Genomic DNA, 12,920 nt, shown 5'->3' on the forward strand with positions numbered 1-12,920 from the left:
GTCAGAAGTCCACCGTGGCCGAGACACGCACCGTGCGCGGGCCGCCCGTGGTGGCGAAGTTGTCGTTGAAACTGCCGGCCCAGTAGGACTTGTCGAACAGGTTCTCCACCGTGGCGCGGAAGGTGACGGGTTTGGCCGCGATGCGGGTGGCATAGCGCGCGCCCACGTCCACGCGGGTCCAGCTGGGCATCTTCAGCGTGTTGGCCGAATTCACCCATTGCGCGCCCGTGTAGATCAGGCGGCCGGTGAGCGTGGCGCCCGGCAGCGCGGGCACATCCCACTCGCCGCCCAGGTTGGCCGTCCAGCGCGGCACTCCGTAGACGCCGTAGCCGTCGCGCGCGCCGCCCTGGGTCTTGCTCTGGATGGCCTGCGTATAGGCCAGGCCGCCCAGCACGCGCGTGCCGCGCAGCGGCTCGCCGAACACATTCCACTCCAGGCCCCGGTTGCGCTGCTCGCCATCCATCAGCAGGCGGTTGGTCGCAGTCTCCACCACGGACGAAGGCCGCTCGATCTGAAACAGCGAGACCGTCTGCGTGAAATCACCCGTGCGCCACTTGGCGCCGATCTCGAACTGCTTGGTCTTGTAGGGCGCGAACACTTCGCCGGCATTGGCGTAGGTGGCGCCGACGATGGAGCCCGCGCTCAGGCCCTGCACATGGTTGGCGTACAGCGAGACCGCATCGCCCCAGGGCTTGACCACCAAGCCCAGCGCGGGCGAGATGGCATGTTCGTCATAGCGCGCCATCTTCTGGTTCACGCGCTGCAGGCGCGCGCCCACGGTGAGCTGTACGGTGTCGCCACCCCAGCTCAGCGTGTCGGCCAGGGCCAGGCTGCTGAGCACGTCGTCGCGCTCCTGCTTGATGGCGCCGTAGGGGCCGGCCAGCGTGATGGGCGCAGGGTCGTAGATGTTGGTGATGTAGCTGGCGCTGGTGGCCACGGCCGCGCGGCCGCCCTTTTGGTTCATCCAGTTCACGGAGGCGACCAGCAGATGGTTCACGCTGCCCGTGCGCAGGCGCCCGCGCACGCCGAACTCGGCCGCCATGCTGTCGGTGTAGCCGTACTGGTTGTAGGTCTGACCCACGGCCGAGCCGTCGCCCTGGGCGCGCAGCACCACGCGCGTGCCGTTGAGCATGCCGTCATAGGAATGCTTGCCGCTGCCCACCGAGCCGAACAGCGTCCAGTCCGCCCCCAGGTCCACCGAGCCGCGCAGCATCAGCGCATCGCTTTGCTGCTTGGCACGTATGCCCGGGAAGAGATTGGTCTTGGCGTCGGGCGCTGCAATCACCTGCTTGAGGTTCTGCATGCTGACCATCATCGGGCTGCCGTCACGGATGTTGGAGCGGTAGCTGTAGGCATCCAGCCCCAGCGTGAATCCGTCGCCCTGGTAGTCGAGCGCCAGTGCGCCCAGGCCATGGCGGCGGTTCTGGCCGTCGATCTCGGTATCGCCGCCCGAGGTGCTGCCGTTGATGCGTATGCCCAGGCGGCGTTCCGGGCCGAAGCGGCGCGACACATCGGCCTGCAGGCCCAGCTGCGAGGAGCTGCTGAGCATGGTCGTCACGCGCGTGAGGTCCCGGACCAGCGGACGCTTGGTCACCAGGTTGATGGTGCCGCCCACGGCGCCGCCCGGCGTCATGCCGCTCAGCAGCGCACCCGGGCCCTTGAGCACTTCCACGCGCTCGATCATCTCGGTGGGCACATGGCCATCGGGCGCCAGGCCGTACAGGCCGTTGAAGCCCAGCTCCGAGGCATTCACACCCAGGCCGCGGATGGTGAAGTTCTCGTAGGCGTGGCCGGTGTTGGTGGTGAAGCGCACGGAGGGGTCGTTTTCCAGCACCGACATCAGCGTGGTCGCGTGCTGGTCGGCAATGCCTTCGGCCGTGTAGGAGGTGATGTTGAACGGCGTATCCATCACATCGCGCTGGCCCAGTACGCCCAGGCCCGCGCCCTTGGCCACCTGGCCGCCCGGCGCCACGGTGGGCAGTGCCTGGGGATCGGTGGTGCTGCGCACCGTGATCTCGCCCAGTTCGGCGTCGGCCGCCCAGGAGGCGGCGGGCAAAGCGGCAGCGGCAACCATGGCGCAGACACGGGCGATGGTGCCCAGGCCGTGGAACGGTGAAACGGGGGCGAAGGGGCTGACAGCGCCTGCGCGCGGCAGGCCGGTGCGGGAACGAGAGGACATCCGGGAGGGCTTTCAAGGCGGAAGAAAATGCGCCGCATCCAGGCCCGCAGCCCGTCGGGACACAGGCCGGATACGGCATCTGCCCGAATTATAGAAAATGAGAATTATTCTTATTTGAGAAAACAACGACAACGCACCGCGCGCAAACATGGGCGCACGGTCCGCAAACAATCCCGGGGAAAACAGTGGGGGCCAGGCAACAGGCCGCCGGCAACAGGCAGCCGGACGCCGCGACGGCGCAGACCGCTAGAAGGTGTCGCCGCGTTCCATGGCGCGGCGGTGGCGCTGCACGAATTCCTGGTAGGTGTCGATGCCGCGCAGCTGCAAGATGGCATTGCGCACGGCCGCCTCCACCAGCACGGCGATGTTGCGGCCCGCCACCACCTGGATCACCACCTTGCGCACGGGCACGCCGAGCACATCCTGCGTCAGCGGCTCGGCTGGCAGCCGCTCGTATTCGCGCTCCATGGTTTCCTTGCGCACCAGGTGCACGATGAGCTTGAGACGCATCTTGCGGCGCACGGCCGTCTCGCCAAAGATGGCGCGGATATCGAGCAGGCCGATGCCGCGCACCTCCAGCAGGTTCTGCAGCAGCTCGGGGCACTTGCCTTCGATCGTGGTCTGGTTGATGCGGTACAGGTCCACGGCATCGTCGGCCACCAGGCCGTTGCCGCGCGTCACCAGCTCCAGCCCCAGCTCGCTCTTGCCCAGGCCCGATTCGCCCGTGATCAGCACGCCCATGCCCAGGATGTCCATGAACACGCCATGCATGGTCGTGCGGTCGGCGAAATGCTTGGCCAGGTAGGCACGCAGCACATCGATCACGAAGGCCGACTGCTCGCGCGTGGCGAACATGGGAATGTGGGCGCGCTCGCACATGGACAGCAGCGCCTCGGGCGCCGTCTGGCCATCGGCCAGCACCAGCACGGGCGGCTCCAGCGTGACGATGCGTGCCACGCGGCGCTGGCAGTCCTGCGGCGTGGCGTTGGTCAGATAGGCGATCTCACGCTCGCCCAGCACCTGCAGCCGGTAGGGATGGATGTAGTTCAGGTAGCCGACGAGATCGGCGCCCGAGCGCGCCGAGCGCACGGCCATCTCGTCGAAGCGGCGCTCCGAGGCCCCCAGGCCCGCCACCCACTCCCAGCGCAGGCTGGAGCGGAACTCCTCGAAAAGGACGTCGGCGCTGATGGCACTGGGTCTCATGGCAAGGCCCGTGAAAAGGGGAAGACGAAAGTCTAGACCAGCGGGGCGGCGGAAGACTGCCAGCCGGCAATCATTCCATGCAGCCGGGCCGCATCGCCGCAGGACTTCAGCCGCTCGCGCAGCTGGCTGTCGCTGAGCAGTTCGGCGATTTCAGAAAGGATTTCCAGATGCTTTTGCGTCGCCGCTTCGGGCACCAGCAAAAAGATCAGCAGGCCCACGGGCTGCTCATCGGGCGCATCGAAGCCAATGGGATGGTCCAGCTGGAACACGGCTGCCATCGGAGCGGTCAGCCCCTTGATGCGACCGTGGGGAATGGCCACGCCATGGCCCAGCCCCGTCGAGCCCAGGCGTTCACGCGCGAAGAGGCTGTCGGTGATGAGTGCGCGGGACAGGCCATGCAGGCTCTCGAATAGCAGACCTGCTTCTTCGAAAGCGCGCTTTTTGCTGGTGACGTCGACGCTCACGAGCACTTGAGCGGCGGGCAGGATGGAGGCAAGACGGTTCATGGTTCGGGAAACAATTATGCACCGCAGTGCCGGAAACCGTGGGGAAACCCTGACCCCCATCAAAAACCGCCCCGAAGGGCGGTGGTCGTGCGTGGCACATCAGCCACAAAAACGCAGGTATTGTAAGCGCCCGCACAGGGCCGGCGCCTTACCTGTCAACCGACTGACGCCAGGGTCAGTCCAGCATCATCGAGCCGCTTGGCCGTGCCGTAGCGGCTGCCCTGCTGGCGGGTCTTGTAGCGCACCACGAGGCGGTCCAGCTTGTCAGCCAGCGCGTCGACGGCGGCATAAAGGTCGAAGTGAGAGGTTTCGACAAAGAGATCCTGGCCCTTGACGCGCAGCGTGCAACCGGCACGTTGGCGCTTTTCCTTCTCCTTCTGGTTATGAACGGTCAGCAAGACCTTTACATCCACCACCTGGTCAAAGTGTCGAAGAATGCGTTCGAGCTTGGCCATGACGTAACTGCGCAGCGAGGGAGTGACCTCCAGGTGATGCCCACTAATCGTCAGATTCATATCTAAACACTCCTTGCTCTGGATGAAAACAGCCCGGTCCACAGGGAGACGATCCGCAGGGACAGGTGCTTGCAGGCCGGAATGCGCATTCGTTTGCTTGCGAATCCACTATGCGCCGGGGTCTGCCCAAAAGCAACGCCGCAAGCCGATAGCGCAGGACGGTGCAGGGCCTTGGAGGCGGGTTTTGCACGCCATGCAATTGGGCGCACAATCGGCGGGTTTGCCAGGCTGCGCCCCTGGGGTGGGGCTTGCCAAGGGCCGCCCGTCACCGTGAGGCGCCGTTGGTTAGAATCGCGCTCCTGCGCGTGCCGCTTGCAGCCATCCGGCCGCTGCCGCCTCTTTGCCAGATTGCCCCTTGCCTCACATGACCACCCAGTCCCGCCCCTCCGCCCTGCACACTTCCAACATTGCCTCGCTGCCGCTGCTCGCGCGCGGCAAGGTGCGCGACAACTATGCCGTGGGCGATGACCGCATCCTGATGGTGGCATCGGACCGCCTGTCGGCCTTCGACGTGATCATGGGCGAGCCCATCCCCGGCAAGGGCGAGCTGCTGACGCAAATGGCGCTGTTCTGGTTCGACAAGCTCGGCCACATCTGCCCCAACCACCTGACCGGCGAAGCGCCCGAGTCCGTGGTCACGCCCGCCGAAGTGCCCCAGGTCACGGGCCGCTCCATGCTGGTCAAGCGCCTCAAGCCCGTGCTGATCGAGGCCGTGGTGCGCGGCTACCTGGCCGGCAGCGGCTGGAAGGAATACCAGGAATCGCGCTCGGTCTGCGGCGTGCCCCTGCCCGAAGGCCTGACCAACGCCGCCAAGCTGCCCGAGCCCATCTACACCCCGGCCGCCAAGGCCGAGATGGGCGACCATGACGAGAACATCACCTACGAGCGCACGGTGGAGATGGTCGGCGAGAAGCTGGCCTCCCAGATCCGCGATACGGCCATCCGCATCTACAAGGAAGCTGCGGCCATCGCCCTCGAAAAGGGCATGATCATTGCCGACACCAAGTTCGAATTCGGCCTGGACGAAAACGGCGAACTGGTGCTGATGGACGAGGTGCTCACGCCCGACAGCTCGCGCTACTGGCCCGTGGAAGGCTATGCCCAGGCGCTGGCCAAGGGCGAGAACCCGCCCAGCTACGACAAGCAGTTCGTGCGCGACTGGCTGGAGCAGGCCCAGGTCAACGGCAAGCCCTGGGACAAGAGCGCCCCGGCGCCCCGCCTGCCCCAGGAGGTGACCGAGAAGACGGCCGCCAAGTACCGCGAAGCGCTGCAGCGCCTGACGGCCTGAGCTGCAGCCTGCCTGTCCCCGCAAAAGAGAGCTTCGGCTCTCTTTTTCATTGCGCGGGCCCGTTTCTGCAGCCGGTCACGCCGGCGTCACCGACACTGCCACAATGCTTGTTCCCTCTGACTTTTTTCGAAGGAGCAAGCACATGGCCGGCAAGAAGATTCTGATGATCTGCGGAGACTACTGCGAGGACTACGAAACCATGGTCCCGTTCCAGGCCCTGCAGGCCGTGGGACACACGGTGCACGCGGTCTGCCCCGACAAGAAGGCGGGGGACCACATCAAGACGGCCATCCATGATTTCGAGGGCGCCCAGACCTACAGCGAAAAGCCCGGCCACAACTTCACGCTCAACGCCAGCTTCACCGACATCAAGCCCGAGCAGTACGACGCCCTGGTGATCCCCGGCGGACGCGGCCCCGAATACCTGCGCAACTACGATGCCGTGCGCGCCGCCGTGCGCCACTTCTTCGACAACAACAAGCCCGTGGCCGCCGTCTGCCATGGCGCCCAGCTGCTGGCCGGCGCCGGCGTGCTCAAGGGCCGCACCTGCTCGGCCTACCCGGCCTGCCGTGCCGAGGTCGAACTGGCCGGCGGCACCTACGCCGACATCGGCGTGGACCAGGCGCACACCGAAGGCAACCTGGTCAGCGCCCCCGCCTGGCCGGCCCATCCGGCCTGGATCGCACAGTTCCTGTCCCTGCTGGGCACGCGCATCAGCCACGGCTGAGCACGCAGCCGCCGTTGGCGCCGGGCGGATCAACCGCCCCAGCGCACCAGCACGATGCCGCCGAACACCAGGGCCGAGGCCAGCATGCGCACGCGGCCCAGGCGCTCGCGCATCAGCCAGGCGGCAATCCAGCCTGCAAACAGCACGCTGCTTTCACGCAGTGCAGACACCAGCCCCATGGGCGCCTGCGACAGCGCCCAGGTCGCCATCCAGCTGGCGCTCAGCTGCATGGCGGCGGCCAGGGCGCACAGGCGCCAGGTGCGAGCATCGGCGCGCAGCACGGAAGGACCGCGCCGCCAGGCAACGATCAGCACCGTGGCCAGGCCATCGCCCAGCGTGAGCAGGGCCGCATAGAGCAGCGCGGAACCGGATGCGCGCGCACCCAGCCCGTCGATGACCGTGTAGCAGGCAATCATGGCGCCCGTGGCCAGCGCATAGCCGCTGCCGCCATAACCGCTGGCCGCGCCGCTGCGCAACGACAGCGCCAGCACGCCCAGCGACAGGCACAGCACGCCGGCCAGCCCGGTCGCGCCCGGCCACTCTCCGGCCAGCAGCGCCGCGCCCAGCGTCACGAACAGCGGCGCACTGCCGCGTGCCACCGGGTAGACCACGCCGAACTCGCCATGCTGGTAGGCCCGCGGCAGCACGAAGTGGTAGACGGTGTGTACGGCCACCGAGGCCGCCAGCCACCACCACACCGATGCATCCCACAGCGCCGCCGCACGCCAGTCCAGCCAGGGCAGCACCAGCAGAGACCACAGGCTGGCCAGCCCCGTGGTCAGCGCCATGGCGACCATCTTGTCACCGCCCAGCTTGATGGCGCTGTTCCATCCCGCATTCATCAGCGCGGCCCCCAGGGCCGCGGCCAGCACTGCATTGCTCAATTCCATTCCATGGCCTCGTTCCTGATACGGGACGGGATGATGGATTCACACCCAGATTAGATAAAGTCGAATTTTCGGAACCTTATCTTCAGGAAACCTGATGCGACGCCTGAACCTCGACCAGCTCCAGACCCTGGTGGCCGTGGCCGACCTGGGCACGCTGGCTGCCGCCGCCCAGGCCCTGCACCTGTCGCCGCCCGCCGTCAGCCTGCACATCCAGGAGCTGGAAGCGCGCCTGGACACACCGCTGCTGGTGCGCGGCAAGCGCCAGGCGCAGCTGACGCCTGCGGGCGAACTGCTGGCCGAAGGCGGACGCCGCCTGCTGGCAGACAGCGAATCCCTGCTGCGCCAGGTGCGCAAGCGTGCCGAGGGCTTTGGCGCCAGCGTGCGCATAGGCGCCTCGGCCGGCGTCAGCCCCCTGCTGCTGCCCGAACTGCTGCAATGGCTGGCCGAGCACGCACCGAGCGTGGAGCTGCGCCTGGAAGTCGTGAGCTCGGCCCAGGCCATGCAGCGCCTGGCGGCCGGCAGCCTGGACCTGGCCCTGGTCGGCCTGCCCCAGCCCGTGGCTGCGGGGCTCGAGGTGCTGGCCTGGCGCAACGACCCCATGGAGCTGTTCGCGCCGCCGCAGATGCCGCTGCCCGACCAGATCACGCCCGAATGGCTCAACGCCCAGCCCTGGATAGGCTTTGCCGCCGGCACCCAGATGCACCGCCTGCTGTCGCAATGGTTTGCCCAGGCCGGCCTGCTGCCCCAGCCGCGCATGGAGATGAGTTATCCCGAAGGCATACGCGCCCTGGTCGCCGCAGGCCACGGCCCCACCGTCCTGCCACGCGAGGAGCCCATGGACGCCGTCAGCCGCACCCTTCAGCAGCGCGGGCTGAGTCCCGCCCTGACACGCCCGCTGGGTCTGGCCTGCCGCAGCGCCGCACAACAAGACCCGGCCGTGCAGGCCGTGGTGCGCGGGTTGATGCGATTTGCCGATCCCGTACGGAAGTAGGCGCTACAGTCCGGCCTCCTGCAGCACCCACGCACGCAGCGCCTCGATGGCCGGCTGGCCCTGGCTGCGCCGGGGGTAGAGCAGGTGGTAGGCATAGGCCGGGCCCAGGCCCACGGCGATGTCGAACAGGCGCACCAGGCGGCCGCGGGCCAGGTCTTCGGCCACCAGGTCCTGCTCGACCAGGCCCACGGCGCCGCCGTCCAGCACGGCCTGCACGACATGGCTGGAGTCGGTGAAGGCGATGCAGCGGCCTGCGTCCAGGCCCTCCACGCCGGCCGCCGCCATCCACATCGGCCAGTTCGGCCAGACCTGGCCGTCCACCCTGCAATCGACATGGCACAGCGTGTGCGCCAGCAGGTCAACGGGCCGCGCCAGCGGCGGGCCGGACTGCAGCAGGGCCGGGCTGCAGACGGGGATGACCCTGGCGTCGAACAGGCGCACCGCCAGGGTGTGCGGATCACGGCCGGTGCCGAAGCGGATGGCGGCATCAATGTCATCGGCGTCGAAGTCGCGCACCTCGTCGCTGATGTCAAAGCTCAGTTCGATCTGCGGATGCGCGGCGCGAAAGCGCGGCAGCCGGGGCAGCAGCCACTGCGTGGCAAAGCGCGCGCCCAGCGACAGGCGCAGCCGCGTCTCGCCCCGGGCCAGCTGGCGCGCCCGGCCGGTGGCGCGCCGCAGCAGGCCCAGCGCCTCGGCCGTGGCCTCCAGCAGCACGCTGCCTGCGGGCGTGAGCTGCATGCTGCGGCTGTTGCGCGTGAAGAGGACGAGGCCCAGCTGTTCCTCCATCTCCTTGATCTGGTGGCTGACCGCCGCCGGGGTCAGTCCCAGTTCGTCGGCCGCACGCGTGAAGTTCAAGTGGCGCCCTGCGGCCGAGGAGCCGGTTGCACCCTGAGCCCTCGCCATGAAAAAAGGGAGCCGCAAGGCTCCCCGTCTCTTCACTGGCGTGCGGCCGGACTCAGTTCAGCGCCATGCTGAGCTTGCGGCGGTAGCCGTTGACCAGCTGCGTGGCCTCGTCCTGCTCGGCCGCGCCCTTGCCCAGCAGCTCGATGCCGCCGCTGCTCTTGCCGGGGATGGCGTCCTGCTTCTTGGGCTTCGGGGGTGTGAGCAGCTCCAGGATGCCCACATAGAGCTTGCGCGCGGCCTGGCCGTTCCATTCCTTGTCGCGCATGATGATTTCCAGCAGCTCGTCCATGCTGGCTGCCCACTGGCCTTCGGCGGCCAGGGCCTGGGCCTTGCCGAAGCGGGTGTCGAAGTCGCGCTTGTTCTGTGCGATGACGGCATCGAACTGGGCAAACTCCCAGTTGCCGCGATCGTCGTTGTGCACGAAGAGCATGCACTGCAGCCATTGGTTGAGCGCCTCGAAGCGCGTGGGCTGGGGAATGCGCTTGAGCGGCTCGGTCAGCAGGGCGCCGGCCTCTTCGTAGCCGCCCGTGGCGATCAGCAGGCGCACGTAGTCGAAGCGCGCATCGTCGTTGGCCGGGTCGGCGGCCAGGGCGTCGGCCAGCTTTTGCAGGGCGGCCTGCGTGTCGCCGGCTTCCAGCAGCTGGTGGGCCTCGTCGGCTTCGGCCTCGGCCGCCAGCTCGCCTTCGGAGGGCAGGTGCTTGTCCAGGAACTCGCGCAGCTTGCCTTCGGGCTGGGCGCCCATGAAGCCGTCCACGGGCCGGCCGCCCATCATCAGGATGCAGGTCGGGATGGAGCGGATGCCGAACATGCCGGCCAGCTGCTGCTCCTGGTCGGAATTGATCTTGACCAGCTTGAAGCGGCCTTCGTAGGCCACTTCCAGCTTTTCCAGGATGGGGCCCAGCGTCTTGCACGGGCCGCACCAGGGCGCCCAGAAGTCGACGAGCACCGGCACCTGCATGGAGGCGGCGACGACTTCGGCTTCGAAATTCTCAATGGTGACATCAATCATGTGATCAGACCCTGTGGCAAGGCGCGCGGCCAGGGCGCGCGAACTGTGGCGGTTCGGAGTTCGGCGGCCGGATGCCTCCGATGCGGACCGTGTGATTCTCCAGCAATTCCATGGCGTGGGCGCCATGGACGGCAACCACCCCAGTTGGGAGCCGGCTGCGTGCATTTCAAGCCGCCCGGCCGGGGACGAGGCGCGGCAGCGCTGGGCTATATTGGCGCGCTGAGCCGCCATTGCGGCCTGCCATCAACACAATGAGGGAGGGCTCGCCTTGATCAAGGTTTCGCAGCTGGTGTTCGAGTACCCTGGCCACCGCGCGCTGGACGGCGTCAGCGTCCATATCGCCGCAGGCACCGTCACGGCCCTGGTAGGCCCCAACGGCGCCGGAAAATCCACGCTGATGCGCTGCATCGCCGGGCTGGACCAGCCGCTGTCGGGCCAGGTAGAGGTGCATGGCATTGCCGTGCAGGAGCAGCCCCGCGAAGTGCACCGGCACCTGGGCTATCTGTCGGATTTCTTCGGCCTCTATGACCGCCTGAGCGTGCGGCGCTGCCTGCAGTACGCAGCCCTGTCCATGGGCGTGCCCCCGTCCGAGGCGCCGCAGCGCGTGGCGCACGTGGCCGGGCAGCTGGGCCTGGCCGACCTGCTGGAGCGCCTGCCCACCGAGCTGTCTCGCGGCCAGCGCCAGCGCGTGGCCATCGGCCAGGCCATCGTCCACCAGCCGCGCGTGCTGCTGCTGGACGAGCCGGCCAGCGGCCTGGACCCCGAGGCACGCGCCAGCCTGTCCCGGCTGATGCGTGCGCTGCAGGCCCAGGGCATGACCCTGATCGTCTCCAGCCACATCCTCAGCGAACTGGACGAGTACTGCACCCACATCCTGAGCCTGCGCGGCGGCCGCGTGGAAAGCCACGAGGCCCTGCACGGCGGCATCAAGTCACCTGCCGCCGGCGGCGATGCCCCGCTGGCACTGTACGCGCTGGAGCTGGCGCCGCCCCCGGGTGCCTCGGCCGGGTCGCTGGCACGGCAGCTGCATCTGGTCCTTCCCGACACCCCTGTGCCGCCGCCCGATGACCAGGGCCTGGTGCATCTGCAGCTGTGGCTGCCCACCCTGCCGCGCGAGCGCGCCGATCTGCTGGCCCGCCTGGTCGGTACCGGCCTGCCCGTGGCCAGCCTGGCCCCGGTGCGCGAGCGCCTGCAGGACCGCTATGCGCGCGGCCTGCAGAACGCAGCACCCCCCACGCCTGCGGAGCAGCCATGACGCACAACCCCGAATTCCAGCGCCAGCTCTGGCTCAACTGGCGGCCGTCCCAGCTGGGCTGGAGCCTGCTGCTCACCGCCTTGCTGCTGGCCACGCCAATGGCCCTGGTCCAGCCCGACCGCCGCCTGCACACGCTGCTGATCGCCGCCCTGGTCGGCATGTGGATCGCCGCGGCCGGCCTGGGCAGCGTGCTGGCCGGACGCGGCCTCAACGAGGAAGCGCGCCAGCACACCTGGGACTGGCAGCGCCTGTCAGCCCTGACGCCCTGGCAGATGGCCTGGGGCAAGCTGCTGGGCGCCCCGCTGCCGGCCTGGCTGTACATGCTGTGGTGCGCGCTGGCCGTGCTGGCCACCTCGGCAGGCCAGCCGGGCGGGCTGGCCTGGGGCGTGCACGCCGTGCTGCAGGCCGCGCTGTGGGGCCTGGCCCTGCAGGCCTGGAGCATGCACTCCGTGCTCATGGGCTGGGGGCCGAAGGAGCAACCCGCGCGCCGCATCCGCTTCGTGCTGGTGCCGCTGCTGTTCGTGATGGTGCTGCCCGGCCCCATCCTGGGCCGGTTGACCGAGCAGCTGGGCCGCGAGGAAGGCCGCCCTGTGCTGTGGTGGTCCTTACCGCTGCACGGGCGCGGCGCCATCTACCTGTTCGGCGCCATCGCGCTGGGGCTGGGCCTGCTGGCCCTTTGGCGGCTGCTGTGCACGCGGCTGGATGTGCGCACCCTGCCCTGGGCCTGGCCGCTGGGCCTGTGCGTGGCGGGCCTGGCCTTTGGCGGCATGCACCTCGATGCAATGCAGTTGCAGGGCCCCGGCCCGGCCTCTTTCTTCGCTTGGACCACGGGGCTGGCGCTGGCGGGCACGGCCTATGTCTGCCTGCACGGCATGGACGAAGGCCTGCGCAGCTGGCGCCAGGTGCAATGGTGCGTGTTGCAGGGGCGCTGGCGTGGCGCGCTTGAGGACCTGCCGCTGTGGCCCGTGAGCTGGCTGCTGGCCGTGCTGGCCTGTGCGCTGTGGCTGCTGTGGCCCGCAGGCGGCCAGCCCATCCTGCCCGGCACAGCCCAGTTGGCGGCACTGGCAACGGCGCAGTTGCTGCGTGATGCCGCGCTGGCCACGGGCTTTTCCCTGCTGGCCGGGCGCATCAAGTCGCCGCTGGCCGCGTTCGCCGTCACCTGGCTGCTGGTCAACATCGTGCTGCCGCTGCTGGCCTTTGGCCTGGCCGGGGCCGATGCCGCCATGCTGGCCCAGCCGCTGGCAGCCGGCCTGACCAAGCCCGTCACCAGCGGCATGTGGCTGTCGCTGGCCGCGCAGGTGGCGGTGGCCCTGGCCTGGCTGGCCCATGTGTTTCGCCAGCGTGTGCTGGGTTTTGCGCGCGAGCAGCACACGGCTGTGCGGTGATTTGCAGGGGGATGCGGGCCGATCCGGACTAAAAAAGTAAAATCGCGGGTTCCACTAGGCCGGGCCGCA

Annotated in this window: 12 protein-coding genes and 1 pseudogene; 6 read left to right on the top strand and 7 right to left on the bottom strand. The window is 68.5% G+C overall.

The features are described 5' to 3' along the window. Window position 1: 1 nt before the first annotated feature. The 4 genes from ACF8O7_RS02815 to hpf all read right to left on the bottom strand — a co-directional run bounded on the left by ACF8O7_RS02815 (window position 2) and on the right by hpf (window position 4,403). On the bottom strand, window positions 2-2,179 hold the full coding sequence (locus ACF8O7_RS02815; RefSeq protein ID WP_392442203.1) for a TonB-dependent receptor: 2,178 nt from the start codon (window positions 2,177-2,179) through the stop codon (window positions 2-4). Between the two features lie 246 nt (window positions 2,180-2,425). After that, the gene (gene hprK, locus ACF8O7_RS02820; protein WP_016449143.1) at window positions 2,426-3,382 is read right to left on the bottom strand and encodes an HPr(Ser) kinase/phosphatase; all 957 of its coding nucleotides are present in this window, start codon (window positions 3,380-3,382) and stop codon (window positions 2,426-2,428) included. 32 nt (window positions 3,383-3,414) lie between these two features. Further along, complete coding sequence (locus ACF8O7_RS02825) at window positions 3,415-3,888, bottom strand: PTS sugar transporter subunit IIA (protein ID WP_016452020.1); 474 nt, start codon at window positions 3,886-3,888, stop codon at window positions 3,415-3,417. 155 nt (window positions 3,889-4,043) lie between these two features. Further along, complete coding sequence (gene hpf, locus ACF8O7_RS02830) at window positions 4,044-4,403, bottom strand: ribosome hibernation-promoting factor, HPF/YfiA family (RefSeq protein ID WP_016449141.1); 360 nt, start codon at window positions 4,401-4,403, stop codon at window positions 4,044-4,046. 364 nt (window positions 4,404-4,767) lie between these two features. Here hpf and ACF8O7_RS02835 point away from each other — a divergent pair, with 364 nt between their 5' ends. Beyond that, window positions 4,768-5,691 (top strand): phosphoribosylaminoimidazolesuccinocarboxamide synthase, encoded by a 924-nt coding sequence (locus ACF8O7_RS02835; RefSeq protein ID WP_016449140.1) that lies wholly within the window; start codon window positions 4,768-4,770, stop codon window positions 5,689-5,691. A gap of 142 nt (window positions 5,692-5,833) precedes the next feature. After that, window positions 5,834-6,418 carry a DJ-1/PfpI family protein gene (locus ACF8O7_RS02840; RefSeq protein ID WP_209669983.1) on the top strand — a complete coding sequence of 195 codons (585 nt, stop codon included), beginning with the start codon at window positions 5,834-5,836 and terminating at the stop codon, window positions 6,416-6,418. Between the two features lie 29 nt (window positions 6,419-6,447). Here the strand turns inward: ACF8O7_RS02840 and ACF8O7_RS02845 are convergent, their stop codons facing one another. After that, a complete protein-coding gene (locus ACF8O7_RS02845) occupies window positions 6,448-7,308 on the bottom strand; it encodes a DMT family transporter (protein WP_160851549.1) in 861 nt (286 codons plus the stop codon). Window positions 7,309-7,402: 94 nt separating this feature from the next. On the opposite strand from ACF8O7_RS02845, the gene ACF8O7_RS02850 reads away from it, so the two are divergent. Beyond that, the gene (locus ACF8O7_RS02850; RefSeq protein WP_126311166.1) at window positions 7,403-8,299 is read left to right on the top strand and encodes a LysR family transcriptional regulator; all 897 of its coding nucleotides are present in this window, start codon (window positions 7,403-7,405) and stop codon (window positions 8,297-8,299) included. Window positions 8,300-8,302: 3 nt separating this feature from the next. On the opposite strand, the gene ACF8O7_RS02855 is transcribed toward ACF8O7_RS02850, so the two are convergent. Together ACF8O7_RS02855 and trxA are read right to left on the bottom strand one after the other, a co-directional pair. Continuing rightward, window positions 8,303-9,202 (bottom strand): LysR substrate-binding domain-containing protein, encoded by a 900-nt coding sequence (locus tag ACF8O7_RS02855; protein ID WP_126311165.1) that lies wholly within the window; start codon window positions 9,200-9,202, stop codon window positions 8,303-8,305. A 52-nt stretch (window positions 9,203-9,254) separates the two neighbouring features. Next, entirely contained in the window at window positions 9,255-10,211 is a 957-nt protein-coding gene (gene trxA, locus ACF8O7_RS02860; protein WP_126311164.1) for a thioredoxin, read from the bottom strand. A 334-nt stretch (window positions 10,212-10,545) separates the two neighbouring features. On the opposite strand from trxA, the pseudogene ACF8O7_RS02865 reads away from it, so the two are divergent. The 3 genes and pseudogenes from ACF8O7_RS02865 to ACF8O7_RS02875 all read left to right on the top strand — a co-directional run. Continuing rightward, a pseudogene (locus ACF8O7_RS02865) lies at window positions 10,546-10,899 on the top strand (ATP-binding cassette domain-containing protein); the annotation flags it as partial. After that, window positions 10,900-11,466: an AAA family ATPase gene (locus ACF8O7_RS02870; RefSeq protein ID WP_392442242.1), complete on the top strand. Its 567-nt coding sequence runs from the start codon at window positions 10,900-10,902 to the stop codon at window positions 11,464-11,466. Then, a complete protein-coding gene (locus ACF8O7_RS02875; protein ID WP_126311160.1) occupies window positions 11,463-12,851 on the top strand; it encodes a hypothetical protein in 1,389 nt (462 codons plus the stop codon). Before ACF8O7_RS02870 ends, ACF8O7_RS02875 begins: the two co-directional genes overlap by 4 nt. Window positions 12,852-12,920 lie beyond the last annotated feature (69 nt).

The sequence above is a fragment of the Delftia sp. WSY_16 genome, assembly GCF_043104415.1.
GTDB classification, from domain to species: Bacteria; Pseudomonadota; Gammaproteobacteria; order Burkholderiales; family Burkholderiaceae_C; genus Comamonas; species Comamonas tsuruhatensis.